We start from the raw sequence: 17,161 nt of genomic DNA on the forward strand, positions 1-17,161 counted from the left end.
GTAACACCCCGGCACCACCACACGCCACACGACAACGCCGCTGCACCCACCCGAACACCGGGCAGGGAGCAGCGGCGTCGCGGCATATCCGGGACAGCCGGTCCTAGGAAACCCGGGCGTCCGGGAGACGGTCGCTCTTCACCAGGCAGTCGCGGAACTCGTACCAGGGCGCGGTGCCCGTCCACCGCAGGAAGCCGGTGGCGCCCGTGCCGCCGGACGCGTTGGCGAACCGGCAGCCGTCGTACAGCAGCTTGCCCGCCGTCGTGGCGGTGGCCGCCGTCACCTGGTGCGCGCCGAGCAGGGCGCAGTCCTGGTAGCGGATCATCGGCCCGCGCGAGGGGTTGACGGCGTCGAAGCGGTACACGTGCGGGACGGCGGTGTCGCCGGAGGCCCAGGACTGGTACGCGTTGGCCGTGTCGTCGCAGGACACGAAGGTGACGGTCCCCTTGTACCAGGCGGAGTCGATCACCTTGTGGCCCGCGCCGCGCACCTCGAAGCGGATGCCCTGTGCGTACAGGCGCATCAGCGAGTCGTTGCGCTGCGGGTTGGCGCCCAGCTTGAAGAAGGTGCCGGTCGACTCGGGGTCGGTGAGGATGTACGACCCGCCGATGAAGTTCATCGAGCCGCCGCGCTCGTTGCGCACGAAGATCCCCGACTGGAACTCCACCTTGCACTCGCGGAACCAGTAGTTGAGGAACTGGTCCTGCTGCTTCTCGGCGGGCTTGCCGCCCATCACCAGGAACGCGTCGGCGTAGGAGCCACTGATCTGGCAGTGGTCCCAGCCCATCTCGCTGTTCAGGTTGGAGGTGGCCGTCGGGCCGTCGAGGACGATGCCGGCCTTCCAGGTGCCGCGCCAGTCGACGTCGGTGTACCAGGTGTCCTGCACGCCGAACGCCCTGGAGGAGTAGGAGTAGTTGAACGTGGCGGTGGCGTCCCGGCTCTCGAAGGTCAGGCCGCTGATCCGGATGTTCTTGTAGCGGTCCATGTTCCGCCAGAACACGGTGTCGCGAACCGTCGGGGCGTACACGATCCGCGAGACCCGCTTGCCGAACCCGCTGATCGAGATGCCGTCGATGACGCTCTGCGTGTGGGTGTCGGTGTTCTGGGTGCCCGGCAGCAGGCTGTCGGGCTGGGTGAGCAGGTAGGTGCCCGGCGGGATCACCAGCACCTTCTTCGGGGTGACCCCGGTCTCGGGGGCGCCCCCGAGCACCTCGGCCACGGCGTCCCGGAACGCGGTGTCGCTCGGCGTCACCCCGGTCGGGTCGGCGCCCTTGGCGACGACGTCGACCACGTACCCGCCGGCGGCCGCAGCCGCCACCGGCGCGGCGACGGCGCTGCGGCCGCCCAGCGCGAGGCCGCCGGCCAGGGCGCCCGCTCCGGTCAGCCCGGCGAGCAGGGTCCGCCGGCCCGGTCGGCGCGTCCCGTCGCCGTCGCCGCCGGGACCGCCCGTCTGCGCGGACGGCGTGGGCCGCGCACCCTGTGTGGAATCCGTGGACATGGCCAACCCCCGTTGTGGAGCACCGCATCTGAGCCGTGGTCGATGACGTGATCACGGCCGAACGGCATGATCATCTGTCATGTCGCCTGCCGGCACAAGAGACCCGGACCCCCGCTCCCCGGACCGGCACGCACCCGCGCCGGGCCGGGGTCGGACCGGGACCGCTAGGGGACCGGCTGCGGCTGGGTGACGCAGTGGATCCCGCCGCCGCCGAGGCCGATGTAGTCGATGTTCAACTGCTCGACGACGCGGCCGGGGAAGAGCGACTGGAGCTTCGCCTTCGCCGCGGCGTCCGCCCGGGAGTCCCCGAACTGGGCGACGATCACCGCGCCGTTGCAGACGTAGTAGTTGGCGTAGGAGCCGACGAACGCGGGGTCGCTCTGCCGGATCCGGTAGTAGTCCGGGCCGCCGAGCTTGGTGGCCTGGATCCGGACGCCGCGGGCGTCGGTCGCCGCGGACAGCACGTTGTACTGGTTGATCTCGTCCTTGGTCCAGACGTCCGACGGGTCGTCCGTGGCGTTCGGCTGCTGGACCAGTCCCTTGCCGGGGGCCAGGAAGCGCGAGGTCGCGTCCACGTGGTCGCCGGTGATGTCCTGGCCCGCGACGCCGGCGAACCAGATGACCCTGGTGGCGCCGTACGCGGCCTTCATCGCGTTCTCGGCCTGCGTCTGCGTCATGCCCGGGTTGCGGTCGGAGACGAGGATGCTGCTCCGGGTGGCCATCAGGGTGCCCGCGCCGTCGGTCTCGATGGCGCCGCCCTCGCCGACCAGGCCGGCCGCCGTGAACGGCACGCCCGCGAGGGCGGCGACCCGGCCGGCCACCTTGCCGTCGTTGGTGAAGACCTGGTTTCCGCCCCAGCCGTTGAAGTTGAGGCCGATCGCGTCCAGCCCGCCCAGCCCGTTGGTGCGGAAGACCGGGCCGGAGTCGCGCATCCAGCAGTCGTTGACGGGTATCGAGGTGACCACCGTGACGTTGGCGCCCGGGCAGGCCTGTCTGGCGGCCGCGGCGGCGGCCGGGTTGGCGCACAGGTATACGGGCTCGTACTTGGCGATGGTGTTGGCGACCAGCGCGATGTTGGCCTGGATCTGCGCCACCGAGGGCGTCGTCCCGCCTCGGCGTCCGCCGCGGCGACCGGTCCAGATGGCGGGGTCGTCCGGCCAGGCCATCCAGGTCCGGGTGTGGGCCACCGTGTCGATCGGGACGGCGAAGGTGCCGGCGGCCGCGGCCCCGGCCGGGACGGCGCCGCGTCCGGCCGCGGACGCCGCGGCGGTGGCGCCGCTCGCCGCCCAGGCGGTGCCCGCCGTGACCAGCCCGGCCGCGACCAGGAAGTTCCTCCGGCCCAGCGCGCCCGGCGTTCTGCCGGACGAGACGTGCGGTTCGTTGTGGCCGTTCATCTCTCGGTCTCCCGTTCTGTCCATCCGTGGTCCTTCCACGTGATGGCCATGACGGTAAAACTGACCAAGCGCTCGGTCAATACATTGCGCAGAACCGCAGAACCCGTTCGATCCGGCCGTGATCGCTGCCGCGCCGTCACCGCCGCCTCGGCACCGGCGCGGGCTCGCTAGAGTTTCCGGATGGCTACGCGCGCTGAGGACCCTCGCCCCATCGACCCGGCGGCCCAGGGGCCCTCAGCCGACACCGGAACCGGCGGCGGATCCGGCAGCGGAGCCGCTGCGGGCGCCAGGCGCCCGCGCGCCTCGGCGAAGGGCGAGCAGACGCGGGCGCGGCTGCTGGCCGCCGCGCGCGAACTGCTCGCCGGGGACGGCTCGGTGCCCTTCACCACCCGCAACGTGGCGGCCCTGGGCGGGGTGACCCACGGGATGTGCCACTACCACTTCCAGAACCGCACCGACCTGATCGTCGCGGTGGTGGAGAACATCCGGCCGGAGTGGATCACCCCCCTGGAGGAGGCGGTCGCCGGGCCTGGGACCTTCGCCGAACGGGCCGAACGGGTCGTCGCGATGCTGGCGCAGCCGGAGGCCGGCGACCTGTCGCGGCTGCACTCCGCCCTGCACTGGTTCGCCGTCGGCGACGAGCGGGTGCGGGAGAGCCTGGAGGCGGAGTACCGGCGGTGGCGGGAGTGCTTCGTCGCGCTGTTCCAGGTCCTGGCGGACGAGCACGGTGGCGGGTTCGACCCCCGACCGCTGGGCGAGGCCGCGGCGGCCGGGACGGACGGGCTCGCCGCGATCCAGTCGCTCGGCGCGCAGGTCGACTCCGCACCGGTGATGCGGGCGCTCGTCCTCGGGCTCGCGGCCGGAGCGGCCGGGGCGGCCCGGGCCTGACCACCTACGTGGCCCCGCCGGCGTGGCCCCGCTCACGGGGTGGACGGGGCGGCGGAGGCACCGGCGACCTCGGGCTGCTGCTGGGTGGAGCAGTGGATGCCGCCGCCGCCCGCGGCGATGGCGTTGATGTCCACGGGTACGACCTCGCGCCCCGGGTGGAGTTCGGCCAGGATGCCCGCCGCCCGGTCGTCGGAGGCCTTGTCCCCGAAGCGGGGCATGATGACGGCCCCGTTGACCACGTAGTAGTTGAGGTAGGTGGCCAGGAAGTCCTTACCCGGATCCGGGACGGCGCTGAGGTCGGGCTCGACGAGGTCCACGACCCGCAGCGGGCGGCCCGCGGCGTCGGTGGCCCCGCGGAGCACCTCCAGCGCCTGGTCGGAGGCGCGGGACCAGATGTCCGGCGGGGTGTCCGGTCCGGGCCGGTGGATGAGGACCACCCCGGGCTCGGCGAACCTGGCCAGCGCGTCGATGTGACAGTCGGTGATGTCCTGCCCGGCCACGCCAGTGAACCAGAGGACCTTCCGGACGCCGAACAGCTCCTTGAAGGCGGCCTCGATCTGGTCGCGGCTCATGCCCGGGTTGCGGTTCTCGTTGACCCAGGAGCTCTCGGTGGCCATCAGGGTGCCCTCGCCGTCGACCTCGATCCCGCCGCCCTCCCCGGTGATCGGCGCCTGGATGCGCCGGATGCCGTACCGGTCGAGGAGTCTGCGGGCGACCTGGCCGTCCTCGGTGTGGGTCTGCTTGTTCCCCCAGCCGTTGAAGTTGAGGTCGACCCCGGCGAGTCCGCCCGGGCCGGTCACGAAGGTCGGGCCGGTGTCGCGGGCCCACAGGTCGTCCACCGGGAGGTCGATGACCTCCACGTCCGCGCCGCACAGCTGCCGGGCCTCGGCGGCCTGCTCCGGGCGGGCCATCAGCACCACCGGCTCGAACCCGGCGACGGCCTGCGCCACGTGCGCGATGTCCGCGCGTACGGCGGGCAGTTGGTCGCCCCACACCGATTCGAGGGCCGGCCAGGCCATGAACGTCCTGGTGTGGGGGCGCCATTCGGCCGGCATCGCGTACGCGGCCGGGGCCGCCGTGGCGGTCCCGGCCGCCGGGCTCGCGGCTGCGCCTGTGCCCGTGCCCGTGCTCGCCGGGGTCGGTTCGGTCCCGTCGGCGGGGGCGGCGTCGGAGCCGCAGCCCTCCAGCAGCGCGAGCGCGGCGGCGGCCGCCCCCGAGCGCAGCACCGCCCGGCGGGACGGGAAGAGGTCTTTCACGACAGTCCCCTCGTTCATGCGGATTCACCCCTGAACGGGCGATATCCGACAGTAGAGGCCGCCGAGGGACGGGTCGGTGACACCGGGCGCCGCCGATCGGGGGAATCGAAGCGGGTCCGGACCGCCGCCGTGGGGGCGTCGACGGTCCGGACCCGGGTACGGGGGCGCCTCGACCGGAAAGGGCCTACAGCGCGCGCCGCGCGGCCGCGATGGACCGCGGGTCCCAGCCCGGCCTGGGCACGGAGTCGAGCAGCAGCCGGGTGTAGGGGTGGCGCGGGCGGGCGAGGACCTCGGCGGTCGGGCCGGACTCCACGATCCGCCCGTGCCGCATCACGATGACGTCGTCGGTGACGGACCGGACCACGCCGAGGTCGTGGGTGATGAACAGGTAGCCGATGCCGGTCTCCTCGCGGATGTCGGCGAGCAGGTTGAGGATCTGCGCCTGGACCGAGACGTCGAGGGCCGCCACCGCCTCGTCGAGGACCAGGACCGACGGTTCGACCGCCAGCGCCCGGGCGATCGCGACGCGTTGGCGCTGGCCGCCGGACAGCTGCCGGGGCAGGGCGCCGGCCTCCCGCTCGCCGAGCCCGACCTGCTCCAGGAGTTCGGCGATCCGCCGGGGGTGGTCAGCCTCGGGGAAGTGCAGTCGGAGGGTCTCGCGCAGCACCGCACCGACGGTGGTGCGCGGGTCCAGGGACAGGTACGGGTCCTGGAAGACCATCTGGACCTCGCGGGCCCGCGCGAGCCGGTGGGCCCGGCCGCGACGGTGCTCGGTGCGGCCCCGCCGGTGCACCAGGACCCGGCCGGAGTCCGCGCGTTCCAGTCCGACGACGATCCGGGCGGTGGTGGTCTTGCCCGAGCCGGACTCGCCGACGATGCCCAGCGAGCGGCCCTCGGCCAGGGTGAAGGAGACGTTGTCGACGGCCTGCACGCCTCCGTAGGCGCGGTGCAGACCGACCGCCTCCAGCACGGTCCTGCGCATCGGCGGCACTCCCTTCGTACGGGCCGTGGCCCCCAGGTCCGGGCTACGCATCGGCGCTCCCCTCCCCCGTGGCACTGCCTTGGTCGCCGAGGCCGGCGTCGTCGCCGTGGTGGCAGGCGGCGCGCCGGGCGGGCTCGCCCTGGACCGGCAGCAGCGCGGGCACCTGTTGGGTGCACAGGAAGGTCGCGAGCGGACAGCGCGGCGCGAACGGGCAGCCCGTCAGCTCGTCGCGCAGGCTCGGCGGCCGGCCCTCGATGGCGGCGAGCCTGCCCCGGGGGGCGTCCAGACGCGGCGTCGAGGCGAGCAGCGCGGCCGTGTACGGGTGGCGCGGCCGTTCGAACAGGGCCTCGGCGGGACCGGTCTCGACGATCCGGCCGGCGTACATCACGTAGACGCGGTCGCTGATGGCGGCGGCGAGGCCCAGGTCGTGGGTGACGAAGAGCAGGCCGGTGCCGAAGCGTTCCTGGAGGTCGCCCAGCAGCGCGACCACCTCGGCCTGCGAGGTGACGTCCAGGGCGGTGGTGGGCTCGTCGGCGAGGATCAGCGCGGGATCGCCCATCAGGGCGGCCGCGATCATGACCCGTTGGAGCATGCCGCCGGACACCTGCCCCGGGTAGCGGTCCAGGACGGACGGGGGCAGCCCGACCGCGTCCAGCATCTCCGCGGCCCGGTCGGCCGCGGCCCCGGCGGGGAGGCCGCCGTTGAACCGCACCCCCTCGGTGAGGAAGTCCCCGATGCGGCGCAGCGGGTTGATGGCGGCCCGGGGGTCCTGGAAGATCATCGCGGCGGTGCCGGTGCGCAGGCGGCGCAGCTGCTCGGGCGACATGGTGAGGACGTCGTCGCCGTTGACCCGCACGGTGCCCTCGGTGGCGGCTCCGGTGGGGAGCAGGCCGAGGACGCTGCGGGAGGTGAGGCTCTTCCCGGAGCCGGACTCCCCGACGAGGGCGACCGTCTCGCGGGCGTCGACGGTGAGGTCGACGCCGGCGAGGACGGGCCGGGCGGTGTTCGGCAGGCGCAGGCGGTAGGCCTGGATGTCGAGGGTGGTCATCGGTCCCTCCTGGCGACCTGGTCGGCCCGGCGTTCGCCGACGACGTTGAAGGCGACGACGGTCAGCACGATCGCGGCGCAGGGCAGGACCGCCGACAGCGGGTAGCCGTGCTGGACGGCGGCCTGGCCGTCGAAGACCATCCGGCCCCAGTCGGGGGTGAGCGCGGGGACGCCGAGCCCGAGGAAGGAGAGGCCGGCCAGGTCGATCAGGGCGTAGCCGAAGTTGATGGTGGACTGCGCCAGGACCACCGGCGCGATGCCGGGGATGACGTGGCGCAGGCAGATCTGCAGGCCGGAGTGGCCCTGGACCTGGTAGGCCTCGACGTAGGGGCGGGCGCGTTCGGCGAGGACGAGCGAGCGGGTGAGGCGGCTGACGTAGGGCAGGTAGGCGATCGCGAGGGCGATCACCGGGGCGAGCAGTCCCTCGCCGTAGACGGAGACGATCAGGATCGCCAGCAGCATGCCGGGGAAGGCGAAGACCAGTTCGGTGCTGCGGGAGAGGACGGAGTCCAGCCAGCCGCCCCGCCAGGCGGCGGTGACGCCGACCGCGACGCCGGCCAGGGTGGAGAACGCGACCACGCCGAGCGGCCCGAGCAGCGACGTCCGGGCGCCGGTGACCAGCCGGGAGAGGGTGTCGCGCCCGGAGGCGTCGACGCCGAGCAGGTGGTCGGCGCAGGGCCCGGCGAGCGCGTTGCCCAGGTCGACGGCGTTCGGGTCCGCGGGCACGATCCACGGGGCGAGGACGGCGGCCAGGACGACCAGGGCGACGAAGCCGAGGCAGAGCGGGTGGAGCGGTGCGCGGACGGTGCGGAGCCGGCCGAGGCCGGGGCGGCGCAGCAGGGTGGCGGTCATCCGGCGGCTTTCCTCGCTCCGAGGGTGACCCTGGGGTCGACCAGTGGGTGGAGCAGGTCGACGACCAGGTTCACCGCCATGAACAGCCCGACCATGATCAGGGAGATCGCCTGCACGGTAGGGAAGTCCTTGGTGGTGGTGGACAGTTCGAGGAGCTGTCCGATGCCGCCGACGCTGAACGCGGTCTCCACCAGGACGGTGCAGACCAGCAGGGTGGAGATGACGAGCCCGCCGGTGGTCAGGACGGTGCCCAGGGCGTTGCGGAAGACGTGCCGGCGGATCACCTGGTGCTCGGTGACGCCCCGGCTGCGGGCGACGGTGACGTGCTCGTGGCCGAGGACGTCGAGCATCGCGGCGCGGGTGACCCGGGCGAGCATGCCGATCAGGTAGAGGGCCAGGGCGACGGCGGGGAGGGTGAGGTGCCAGAGCATCTGGCCGAGGCCGTCGCCGGTGCCGCCGGTGGGGAACCAGCCCAGGTTCACCGCGAACAGGCCCTGCAGCAGGACGGCGGCGACGAAGGAGGGGGTGCCCACGGCGACGGCGGTGGTGACGAGGATGCCGGAGTCGGTGCGTCCTCCGCGGACGGCGCCGATCCAGCCGAGCAGCAGGCCGAGCGCGAGGACGAGGACGAGCGCCATCACGACCAGCAGCAGGGTGGCGGGCAGCCGGTCGGCGAGGAGCCGGGAGACGTCGGTGCGGTAGGTGATCGAGCGGCCGAAGTCGCCGTGCGCGATCTGGCCGGCCCAGCGCAGGTACTGCAGGAGGAACGGGTCGTCCAGGTGGTACTGGGCGTTGACCGCCTTGAGTGCCTCCGGGGAGGCCGAGCGGCCGGCGAGCAGGAAGCCCGCCGGGCTGCCGGGGGCGAGGTACATCGCACCGAAGATCACGAACGAGGCGCCGACCAGGGTGGCGGCCATCTCGGCCAGCCGTCGGGCGGCGAATCTCAGGAAACTCACCGGGCCGCCCCCACATCGGCCGCCCACGGGTAGTAGAGGTAGGAGATGGTGGTCGGGGCGCCGGTGATCCGCTTGTTGAGGAAGACCGCGGTGGGCCACTCGGCGACGGGGATCCAGAGCAGCTGCTCGGAGGCGGTCTTCTGGAGCTGGGCCTCGAGGGTGAACCGCTCGGCGGGGTCGGTGGCGGCGGCGGCCTTCTTGACCAGGTCGTCGTAGGCCGGGTCGCTGTACGAGGCGAAGTTCTGGTAGGCGCCGGTCCGGAAGTTGGCCAGCAGGTCCAGCGGGTCGGTGATGGAGTCGTAGTACGTCTCGGGGAACAGGTCGATGCCCTCGCGTGCCTTCGGGTCGGTGAACAGCGAGGTGAAGGCGTTGGGGGCGATGGTCTTCAGCTGGACGTCGAGGCCGATCTTCGCGCCCGCGGCCTGGACGGCGGTCGCCAGCAGGGAGACGTCCTGGCCGATCGGGCTGGTGGCGACGGTGATGCTCTTCCCGGTGGCGCCGGCCTCCTTGATCAGGGCCTTGGCCCGGTCGAGGTCGGGGCTGGTGGGGGTGAGCCCCTCGAACGCCTCGGTGCGGATGTGCTCGGGGGCGGCGGCCCAGGCGGCGCGGGTGGTCAGCGAGCCGGTGACGGTGCCGGCGCCGCCGAGGCCGGTCCGGACGAAGCCGGAGCGGTCGAGGGCGAGGGAGAGCGCCTTTCGGACCCGGACGTCGCCGAGCACGCCCTCCATGTTGGTGACGTTGACGTTGACGGTGCTGAGGCCCTCGCCGAAGTAGAGGGTGCCCGCGCCGCCGGTCCTCAGCCGCTCGTAGCTCTCGGTGGGGATCAGGTAGCCGCCGTCGGCCTCGCCGCTGAGCAGGGCGTTGACGCGGGCCGAGGGGTCGGTGAGGAAGCGGAAGACGGCCTTGGCCGACTTGGCCTTGGCGCCCCAGTAGTCGTCGAAGCGCTGGAGTTCGATCGACTGGCCCTTGGTCCAGGTGCCGAGTCTGAACGGTCCGGTGCAGTCGAGGCTGCCGCCGGTGCCGTAGTCCTTGCCCGCCGCCTCCACCCCGGCCTTCGAGGCGACCACGCCGGCCGCGGTGGCGAGGTACTGGTTGAACTGCGAGTCGGGCTGGGTGAGTTTGACGGTGACCTGGAGCGGGCCGGTCTTGGTGATGCCGGCGACGTTCTGGAACTGCTGGGCCCAGGCGGCCGCGTTGTCGGGGTTCATCTGCCGGCCGAGGCTGTACACCACGTCGTCGGCGGTCATGACGCCGCCGTCGTGGAAGTGCACGTTCGGGCGCAGGTCGTAGACCCAGGTGGTCGGGTCGGGGTTGGAGGCCTTCTCCGCGAGCCCGGGCGCGAGCGTGAGCTGCGGGGTCCACCGCATCAGGCTCTCGCAGACGTTGGAGAGGATGGTGTTCTGCGGGTAGTCGAACGCCGAGATGTAGTCCAGGGTGGGCGGTTCGGCGTAGACGGCCCAGGTGAAGGACTCCAGGCCGCCCTTGGCGGGCGGGGTGTCGGCGGAGAGCCGGTAGGCCGTCCCGCCACCGCCGCCGTCCTTCGGCGGTCCGGAGCAGGCGGTCGCGAGCGTGAAGGTGGCGAAGGTGGCGGCGGCCAAGGCCGCGGCCTGGAGAGCGGGTCGCCGGTGCGGGGATCTGCGGGCTCTCGACCTGTTCCGCGGGTCTGTCATGAGGGTGGGCTCTCTTCCGTGCGTGACGGGGGTGGCGAGTGGGACCGGACCGGCGGGCCCGTGCGTGGGGTGGGCCCGCCGGTGCGGCCAGGAGGTGCTCGACCTGCGGGTCAGGCGGTGGGGCGGGCCGCCGGCACCTGCTGGGTGATGCAGTGGACTCCGCCGCCGCCGTAGGCGATCACCCGGGAGCGCACGCCCACGACCTTGCGTCCGGGCAGCGCGGCCGCGATCACCGCGAGCGCCCCCTCGTCCTCGGGGATGCCGGCCGTCGGGACGACGACGCCGCCGTTGGCGATGTAGAAGTTGAGGTAGCCGACCTCGGTCTCCTTGCCGTCGACCTGGACGAAGGCGCTCTGCGGCAGGTCAATGATCTCCAGCTTCCGGCCCCGGGCGTCGACCGCGGACTCCAGCACGGCGCGGTTGGCGCGCATCCGGTCGTAGTCCGGGTGGTTCGGGTCGCTCGGGAGCTGGACCACCACCTTTCCGGGGGCCACGAACGCGCAGACGCCGTCGACGTGGCCGTCGGTCTCGGTGTCCAGCAGGCCGCCGTAGGGCAGCCAGACGACCGTGCTGACGCCGAGTCGGGCCACCAGCTCGGCCTCGATCTCCTCCTTGCTCATCCCCGGGTTGCGGTTGGGGTGGAGCAGGCACTGCTCGGTGGTGATCAGCGTGCCCTCGCCGTCGACGGTGATCGCGCCGCCCTCCAGGATCATCCGGGAGTCGATGCGCTCGACGTCCAGCCGCTCCAGCAGCAGCGCGGCGATCCTGTCGTCGGTGTCGTACGGGTGGTGCTTGCGCCCCCAGGCGTTGAAGCGGAAGTCCACTCCGGCGCGCTCGCCCTCCGGGCCGAGCACGAAGATCGGGCCGGAGTCGCGGAACCACGAGTCGTCGATGGGCAGTTCCACCACCTCGACGCCGTCCCCGCACAGCACGCGGGCCTCCTCGCCCTGCCCGGGACAGGCGACCATCGTCACCGGCTCGAACTCGGAGATCGCCCGGGCGACCTGGGCGTACTCCTGCCGCGCCCCGTCGAGCTCCTCGCCCCACAGCTCGGCCCTGGTCGGCCAGGCCATCAGGCAGCCCTCGTGCTCGGTCCACTCGGCCGGCATACGGAAAGTCATGATGCCACTTCTCCTGTTCGAAAATTCGGTCAGTACAGTCGGTACGCGTCAGCACAACGCGGGACGGGCCCGCCGGACCGTCCCGCCGGGAGGCCGGGAGCGGGCTCAGCCCGCGGGGGGTACGGCCGGCTGGGACTGCGTGGCGCAGTGGATGCCGCCGCCACCGCTCGCGACGGCGTCGATGTCGAGCTGGACGATCCTGCGGTCCGGGTACTCGGCCTGGAGGATCGCGTAGGCGACGCCGTCCGCGTAGCGGTCGCCGAACTGCGGTGCGATGACGGCGCCGTTGACGGTGTAGTAGTTGGTGTAGCTGGACAGGAAGTCCTTGCTCCAGCGAACCGCCCTCGCCGACGAAGGAGGCCTGGATCCGGTCGACGCCTTAGCGGTCCAGCAGCTTGGCGGCGGCGGTGGCGTCGTTGCCGAACGGCTGCTGGTAGGACGTGCCCGCCTTACCCCAGCCGTTGAAGTTGGTGTCGACGCCGGCCACCGCACCCGGGGCGACGACGAAGGTGGGCCCGAAGTCGCGGATCCACAGGTCGTCGTTGGCGACCTCCTCGACCTCGATCGGGTGGTAGGCGCCAAACCCGCAGGTGTAGCGGGCGTCGGCGGCCTGCTCGGGGCGGGCCAGCAGGACCACCGGCTCGTACCGCGAGATCTCGTGGGCGAGGTTGGCGATGTCCCGGCGCACCGCCGGGAGCTGGTCCTGCCAGACCGACCGGAGGGCCGGCCAGGCCATGAAGGTCCGCGCGTGCCGGTCGGTCTCCGCCGGCAGGGTCAGGGTGGCGCCGGACGACGCCGTGGCGGCGTGCGCACCCGTGGGGAGGGTGATCGCCGGAAGGGCCGCGCCGAGGGCGGCCAACGGAAGGGCCGAGGCCCCGAACTTGAGCAGGCTGCGCCGGGTGGGAACGGGCGTGTTCATGGGACTCCCTGGAGGGATCGGGAGATGTGGGGTGACCCACATCCTGCTCTGAACTGAAAATTCAGTCAAGATGTGGGGCGACCCAATCCTCACCGGCCCGACCCTGGGCTTCCGCAGCCCTGATATGGCCCGGCAGGACGACCCTGGGATGCCCAAAACCCCGATGAGCAGGGATGTCCTGAATCAGCCCCGCGCGAGGAGGTCCTGAAAATATGATCAGGAAACCACTCCTCGACGCCTCATGTGCGAGTAGAGTGAACACCCGTGTCAGACCGTCGAACAGAGATACTCAGAGCCGCCACACGCGTCATCACCCGGCGCGGCGTGCGGGGGCTGCGCGTGGCCGAACTGGCGGCCGAGGCCGGCGTGTCGACCTCGCTGATCTACTACCACTTCGCCGACCGGGCCGGGATCCTGCGCGAGACCCTCGGGTTCATCAGCGAGCGGGCCGACCGCTACACCGCGCAGTGGAGCCCCGACACCGCGGACGACGCCCGGGCCGAGCTGGCACAGGTCCTGCTGCTGGAGCTGCAGGACACCGCGGAGGTCCGGGAGAACAGCACCGCCTGGGGCGAGTTGAGAGCCAGTGCGGTCTTCGACGCGAACCTGCGCACGGACCTGGCCAAGGCCACCCACACCTGGGTCCACGAGATCGCCGAACTGCTCGGCCGCGCCCACCCCGCCGGGACCGCCCCGGCCCACGCCGCGTCCGCCGAGCGCCTCACGACACTGCTGGAGGGGCTGTCCATCCGCTGGCTCAGCGGATCGCTCCCGCTGGAGCACGCCCGTCGGCTGCTCGCGGAGGCGATGGACGCGGAGCTCGACGGCCTCCGACCGGAGCCCTGCCCTGCGACCGTCGACGGCATTGACTGATATTTCAGCCAATGCGAGACTGCCCATGCTCGGCCGAGCCCCTCCCCCACTGTGAAAGGCCGCCCCGCCCGGCTTTCCGCTGTCCGGTGACGGCGGCTCCGCGCCACCGTCCGGCCGCGGGAATGCCTCCGGGCCCTGGAGGGCTCGGAGGCGGTCGTCGGCGTGCGGTTCGCCGTCCCGTGGGGCCGGCGTCAGCCCGCGTCCGGCTTTCCGGGCTGGTCGTGGGTGGAGCAGTGGATCCCGCCGCCGCCGGAGGCGATGTTGTCGATCTTCACCGGCACGATGTCCCGGCCGGGGAAGTGGTCGCGCAGGATCTGCTGGGCCCGGTCGTCGGCCTTGGCGTCCCCGAAACGCGGCAGGAACAGCGCCTTGTTGGCGACGTAGAAGTTGATGTACGAGGAGACGAACGCGTCGCCGCGCCCGGTGATCCGGTCCGGGTCGGGCTGCGGCAGATCGATCACCTGCAGCGGCTTGCCGTGCGCGTCGGTGGCGCTCCTGAGCACCTCGCGCGCCTGGGCGGCGGAGCGGGACCAGACGTCGGCGGGCGCACCCGGGAACGGCTGGTCCAGCAGGACGACCCCGGGGGCCGCGAACCGCACCAGGCAGTCCACGTGCGCGTCGGTGATGTCCTGGTCGCGCACGCCGGCGAACCAGATCACCTTGGTCACGCCGAGGGCCTTCCTGAGCTCGGCCTCGATCTCGTCCCGGCTCCTTCCCGGGTTGCGGCGCTCGTTGACCACCGAGCTCTCGGTGACCAGCAGCGTCCCCTGGCCGTCGGTCTCGAAGGAGCCTCCCTCCGCGACCACGGGCGTGCGGATCCGCTCGATCCCGTACTTGCCGAGGGCCGCGGCGGCCAGCGCGGTGTCGTTGGCGTGCTCCTTCTGCTTGTTGCCCCAGCCGCTGAAGTTGAAGTCGACGCCCTTGAGCGTGCTGCCGTCCTCCACGAAGACCGGGACGGTGTCCCGGGCCCACAGGTCGTCGACGGGCAGCGGGACGACCTCGACGTCCTTGCCGCACGCGTTCTGCGCCGCGTCCACCTGGGCGGGGCGGGCGAACATCACCACCGGCTCGTAGCCCCCGACGGCCCGCGCCAGCCGGGCGATGTCCGCGCGGACGTCGGGCAGCTGGTCCGCCCAGATCCCGGTGGAGGCCGGCCAGGACATGAAGGTCCGGGTGTGGCTCTCCCACTCGGCGCCGAACCTGCGCCCGGGCGTCGCCCCCGGGGCGGGCGCCCCGCCGGGCGCACCCGTCGCCCCCGGCTCCGGCGGCCGGGAGGAGGTGTCGGGCGGGGCCGCGCCCTCCTCCTCGCCGGGCCCGGCGCAGGCGCCGGCCCCCAGGGCCAGCAGACCGGCGCCGGCCGCGGCGCGCAGCATCGTCCGGCGGGACGGGGAGGGACGGGTGGGGGTGCGGTCTGACACGGGCACTCCGGTGGGAGGGAGGGAGGTGGGTGGATTGGTGCGGGGCGCGGCCCCGGTTCGGCCTGCGCTACGGGCTGCGGCCCGGGGACTGCGCGGACCTCGGGCGCCTACGGCAGCGGTTCCTGCATCGTGGAGCAGTGGATGCCGCCGCCACCGGCCATCAGCCGGTCGACGTCGAGCTGGACCACCTCCCGGCCGGGGAAGGCCGCCGCGAGGGTGCGCCGGGCGGCCTCGTCCTTCGCCCGGTCGCCGAACCGGGTCGCGATCACGGCGCCGTTGACCACGTGGAAGTTGAGGTAGGAGTCGACGAACTTCGGGTCCGTCGACCGGACGGTGTCGGGGCCGTCCACCCGGATCACCTGGAGCCGGCGCCCCCGGGCGTCGGTGGCCCGGGACAGGATGTCGAACTGCTGGCGGGCGTCACGGGCCCAGACGTCGTCGCGGTCCTCGGGCGGCAGCTGCACCATCACCACGCCCGGCCGGACGAACCGGGAGGTGACGTCGATGTGGTCGTCCGTGATGTCCTTGCCCTTGATGCCGGGGACCCAGATCATCCGGTCCGCGCCGTAGACGTGCAGCACCTCCGCCTCGATCTCGTCGCGGCTCATGCCCCGGTTGCGGTTCTTGTTGACCAGGCTGCTCTCGGTGGCCATCACGGTGCCGTCGCCGTCCGTCTCGACCGAGCCGCCCTCCCCGACGAAGTCCGCCCGGCTGAACCGCAGCCCGGAGCGGTCGGCGACGTGCCGCGCGACCTCGGCGTCCCACCGGTGGGTCTGCTTGTTGCCCCAGCCGTTGAAGTTGAGCCCGACGGCGTCGAGGCCGCCCCGGCCGTCGCGGCGGAACACGGGGGCGATGTCGCGCATCCAGAGGTCGTCGGTGCCGATCGAGCCGATCACCTCGACGGCGGGCCCGCAGAGCGGGCGGGCCTCCCGGACGCTGTAGTCGTCCGGGGCGAGCATGACCACCGGCTCGTAGCGGGCGATCGTCCGGGCGATCAGCGCGATGTCCTGCTGGACACCCGCCAGCCGGCGGCCCCAGACGGACTTCCGGGAGGGCCAGGACATCCAGGTCCGGGCGTGCGGCACGTCGTCGCGGTCGACCCACCAGCGCGGGAGCGCGCCGTCGGCCTGGCTCCCGGAGCGGGCGGAGGCGGGCGCCGCACCTGCGACGATCCCCGCCGCCCCCAGTCCTGCGGCGGCACCGAGCACCGACCGTCGGGACGGCTCGGCGCCGAGGAGCCGGTCGAACAGGGAGCGGTCGTCGCGGTACGGGTCACTCATGCGGATCTCCAAGTCAAGTATGCCCACCGGGCGGTGCCGGGCGCGGGGCGGACGCCGGCCCCGCGGGGACGGGCGCCCTCACGGGGCGGGGTGCCCTCACGGGGGCGGGGCGCCCTCACGGGGGCGGTCGTCCGGGGAGGGGCGCTGTCCGCGGAGCGGGCGGCGCGTCACCCGCGGCCCGGTCGGCGTCGGCAGGGCGACGGGCGGAACCCGGTGTCGCCGAGGCGTCGTGCGCTGCCGTGCTCACACTCTCGCACTGACTGAAAATTCAGTCAAGGCGGCCGACAGGGGTGTGGCGGGCGCCCCACAGGCACACACAAGGAGGCGGGCCCCGGGAAACCCCGGGGCCCGCCGCCGTCCGTGCCGCGCGCGCTATCCGCGCAGGTGCTCCAGCTCGCTGTCGATCGCGCCGGCCATCAGCTCGCGCGCGTGGGCCAGCGGCACACTGCCGCTCAGCCACCGCACGCTCAAACCCTCCAGCAGCGCGGTCAGCCGCTCGGCGGAGGCGGCCAGCGCCGCCGCCCCGCTCATCGGCCGGACCCTGCCGAGCAGTTCGGCGACCTCCTGGACCCAGACCAGCGTGGCGCGGGCCAGGTCCTCCCGGAGGTCGGGGTCGAACACCGCGCTCGCCCGCAGTTCCCCCCAGGCCGTGCTGTTCTCCCGCACCTGCGGGGTGTCCTGGAACTCCAGCAGCAGGGTCTGCTCCAGCTCGCCCCTGGCGTCCAGGGGCGGCGCCTCCTCGGCCCGCTCGGTCGTGTACCGCTCGGCCCGGTCGTTGATGAACTCCAGGGTCGCCCGGAGGATCCCGGTGCGGTCCTTGAAGTGGTAGTAGATCAGCGCGGTGGACACGCCCGCCTCGGTCGCGAGCTCCTCCACGCGCAGCCCGCGGACACCGCGCCGGGCGATCACCCGCGCGGCCGCTTCCATGATCAGGGTTCGACGGTCAGCCACAAGCGATCACCCTACCCGCAGGATCGGCCGCCGGGGAGCATGCACCCGATCCTGAC

16 protein-coding genes are annotated in these 17,161 nt (G+C 72.9%); 2 read left to right on the forward strand and 14 right to left on the reverse strand.

Annotation, left to right across the window (positions count from 1 at the left end; translation table 11 throughout):
* Window positions 1-103: 103 nt before the first annotated feature.
* Window positions 104-1,498, reverse strand: a complete 1,395-nt coding sequence (locus ACIGZJ_RS35370) for a hypothetical protein (RefSeq protein ID WP_396461129.1) — start codon at window positions 1,496-1,498, stop codon at window positions 104-106.
* A gap of 164 nt (window positions 1,499-1,662) precedes the next feature.
* Entirely contained in the window at window positions 1,663-2,892 is a 1,230-nt protein-coding gene (locus tag ACIGZJ_RS35375) for an agmatine/peptidylarginine deiminase (protein WP_396461130.1), read from the reverse strand.
* A 180-nt stretch (window positions 2,893-3,072) separates the two neighbouring features.
* Between ACIGZJ_RS35375 and ACIGZJ_RS35380 the strand changes: the two genes are divergently transcribed.
* Window positions 3,073-3,780 (forward strand): TetR/AcrR family transcriptional regulator, encoded by a 708-nt coding sequence (locus ACIGZJ_RS35380; RefSeq protein WP_396461131.1) that lies wholly within the window; start codon window positions 3,073-3,075, stop codon window positions 3,778-3,780.
* Window positions 3,781-3,812: 32 nt separating this feature from the next.
* On the opposite strand, the gene ACIGZJ_RS35385 is transcribed toward ACIGZJ_RS35380, so the two are convergent.
* The 9 genes from ACIGZJ_RS35385 to ACIGZJ_RS35425 form a co-directional block, all read right to left on the reverse strand.
* The gene (locus ACIGZJ_RS35385; protein WP_396461132.1) at window positions 3,813-5,054 is read right to left on the reverse strand and encodes an agmatine deiminase family protein; all 1,242 of its coding nucleotides are present in this window, start codon (window positions 5,052-5,054) and stop codon (window positions 3,813-3,815) included.
* A 166-nt stretch (window positions 5,055-5,220) separates the two neighbouring features.
* Window positions 5,221-6,018: an ABC transporter ATP-binding protein gene (locus ACIGZJ_RS35390; RefSeq protein WP_396461133.1), complete on the reverse strand. Its 798-nt coding sequence runs from the start codon at window positions 6,016-6,018 to the stop codon at window positions 5,221-5,223.
* Window positions 6,019-6,061: 43 nt separating this feature from the next.
* Window positions 6,062-7,066 (reverse strand): ABC transporter ATP-binding protein, encoded by a 1,005-nt coding sequence (locus tag ACIGZJ_RS35395; RefSeq protein WP_396461134.1) that lies wholly within the window; start codon window positions 7,064-7,066, stop codon window positions 6,062-6,064.
* Entirely contained in the window at window positions 7,063-7,917 is an 855-nt protein-coding gene (locus tag ACIGZJ_RS35400; RefSeq protein WP_396461135.1) for an ABC transporter permease, read from the reverse strand. The genes ACIGZJ_RS35395 and ACIGZJ_RS35400 overlap by 4 nt, the downstream gene beginning before the upstream one ends.
* Window positions 7,914-8,873, reverse strand: a complete 960-nt coding sequence (locus tag ACIGZJ_RS35405) for an ABC transporter permease (protein WP_396461136.1) — start codon at window positions 8,871-8,873, stop codon at window positions 7,914-7,916. Before ACIGZJ_RS35405 ends, ACIGZJ_RS35400 begins: the two co-directional genes overlap by 4 nt.
* Window positions 8,870-10,471: an ABC transporter substrate-binding protein gene (locus tag ACIGZJ_RS35410; RefSeq protein WP_396461137.1), complete on the reverse strand. Its 1,602-nt coding sequence runs from the start codon at window positions 10,469-10,471 to the stop codon at window positions 8,870-8,872. Before ACIGZJ_RS35410 ends, ACIGZJ_RS35405 begins: the two co-directional genes overlap by 4 nt.
* A 182-nt stretch (window positions 10,472-10,653) precedes the next feature.
* Window positions 10,654-11,664 (reverse strand): agmatine/peptidylarginine deiminase, encoded by a 1,011-nt coding sequence (locus tag ACIGZJ_RS35415; protein WP_396461138.1) that lies wholly within the window; start codon window positions 11,662-11,664, stop codon window positions 10,654-10,656.
* 105 nt (window positions 11,665-11,769) lie between these two features.
* The gene (locus ACIGZJ_RS35420; RefSeq protein ID WP_396461139.1) at window positions 11,770-12,156 is read right to left on the reverse strand and encodes an agmatine deiminase family protein; all 387 of its coding nucleotides are present in this window, start codon (window positions 12,154-12,156) and stop codon (window positions 11,770-11,772) included.
* Window positions 12,044-12,583: an agmatine deiminase family protein gene (locus ACIGZJ_RS35425; RefSeq protein ID WP_396461140.1), complete on the reverse strand. Its 540-nt coding sequence runs from the start codon at window positions 12,581-12,583 to the stop codon at window positions 12,044-12,046. The genes ACIGZJ_RS35420 and ACIGZJ_RS35425 overlap by 113 nt, the downstream gene beginning before the upstream one ends.
* Window positions 12,584-12,847: 264 nt before the next feature.
* Here ACIGZJ_RS35425 and ACIGZJ_RS35430 point away from each other — a divergent pair, with 264 nt between their 5' ends.
* The gene (locus ACIGZJ_RS35430; RefSeq protein WP_396461141.1) at window positions 12,848-13,456 is read left to right on the forward strand and encodes a TetR/AcrR family transcriptional regulator; all 609 of its coding nucleotides are present in this window, start codon (window positions 12,848-12,850) and stop codon (window positions 13,454-13,456) included.
* Between the two features lie 191 nt (window positions 13,457-13,647).
* Here the strand turns inward: ACIGZJ_RS35430 and ACIGZJ_RS35435 are convergent, their stop codons facing one another.
* The 3 genes from ACIGZJ_RS35435 to ACIGZJ_RS35445 all read right to left on the reverse strand — a co-directional run bounded on the left by ACIGZJ_RS35435 (window position 13,648) and on the right by ACIGZJ_RS35445 (window position 17,105).
* A complete protein-coding gene (locus ACIGZJ_RS35435) occupies window positions 13,648-14,829 on the reverse strand; it encodes an agmatine/peptidylarginine deiminase (RefSeq protein WP_396461173.1) in 1,182 nt (393 codons plus the stop codon).
* 152 nt (window positions 14,830-14,981) lie between these two features.
* Window positions 14,982-16,154 carry an agmatine/peptidylarginine deiminase gene (locus ACIGZJ_RS35440; RefSeq protein WP_396461142.1) on the reverse strand — a complete coding sequence of 391 codons (1,173 nt, stop codon included), beginning with the start codon at window positions 16,152-16,154 and terminating at the stop codon, window positions 14,982-14,984.
* A 372-nt stretch (window positions 16,155-16,526) separates the two neighbouring features.
* On the reverse strand, window positions 16,527-17,105 hold the full coding sequence (locus ACIGZJ_RS35445; RefSeq protein WP_392941638.1) for a TetR/AcrR family transcriptional regulator: 579 nt from the start codon (window positions 17,103-17,105) through the stop codon (window positions 16,527-16,529).
* Between the last annotated feature and the right edge of the window lie 56 nt (window positions 17,106-17,161).

This window comes from Kitasatospora sp. NPDC052868 (assembly GCF_044547105.1).
In the GTDB taxonomy this organism is placed as follows: domain Bacteria; phylum Actinomycetota; class Actinomycetes; order Streptomycetales; family Streptomycetaceae; genus Kitasatospora.

Bases quoted from the DNA above. Each gene is read 5' to 3' on its own strand.
- ACIGZJ_RS35370 (WP_396461129.1), bottom strand. From the start codon at position 1,498: ATGTCCACGGATTCCACACAGGGTGCGCGGCCCACGCCGTCCGCGCAG.
- ACIGZJ_RS35375 (WP_396461130.1), bottom strand. From the start codon at position 2,892: ATGAACGGCCACAACGAACCGCACGTCTCGTCCGGCAGAACGCCGGGC.
- ACIGZJ_RS35380 (WP_396461131.1), top strand. From the start codon at position 3,073: ATGGCTACGCGCGCTGAGGACCCTCGCCCCATCGACCCGGCGGCCCAG.
- ACIGZJ_RS35385 (WP_396461132.1), bottom strand. From the start codon at position 5,054: ATGAACGAGGGGACTGTCGTGAAAGACCTCTTCCCGTCCCGCCGGGCG.
- ACIGZJ_RS35390 (WP_396461133.1), bottom strand. From the start codon at position 6,018: ATGCGCAGGACCGTGCTGGAGGCGGTCGGTCTGCACCGCGCCTACGGA.
- ACIGZJ_RS35395 (WP_396461134.1), bottom strand. From the start codon at position 7,066: ATGACCACCCTCGACATCCAGGCCTACCGCCTGCGCCTGCCGAACACC.
- ACIGZJ_RS35400 (WP_396461135.1), bottom strand. From the start codon at position 7,917: ATGACCGCCACCCTGCTGCGCCGCCCCGGCCTCGGCCGGCTCCGCACC.
- ACIGZJ_RS35415 (WP_396461138.1), bottom strand. From the start codon at position 11,664: ATGACTTTCCGTATGCCGGCCGAGTGGACCGAGCACGAGGGCTGCCTG.
- ACIGZJ_RS35425 (WP_396461140.1), bottom strand. From the start codon at position 12,583: ATGAACACGCCCGTTCCCACCCGGCGCAGCCTGCTCAAGTTCGGGGCC.
- ACIGZJ_RS35435 (WP_396461173.1), bottom strand. From the start codon at position 14,829: ATGCTGCGCGCCGCGGCCGGCGCCGGTCTGCTGGCCCTGGGGGCCGGC.
- ACIGZJ_RS35440 (WP_396461142.1), bottom strand. From the start codon at position 16,154: ATGAGTGACCCGTACCGCGACGACCGCTCCCTGTTCGACCGGCTCCTC.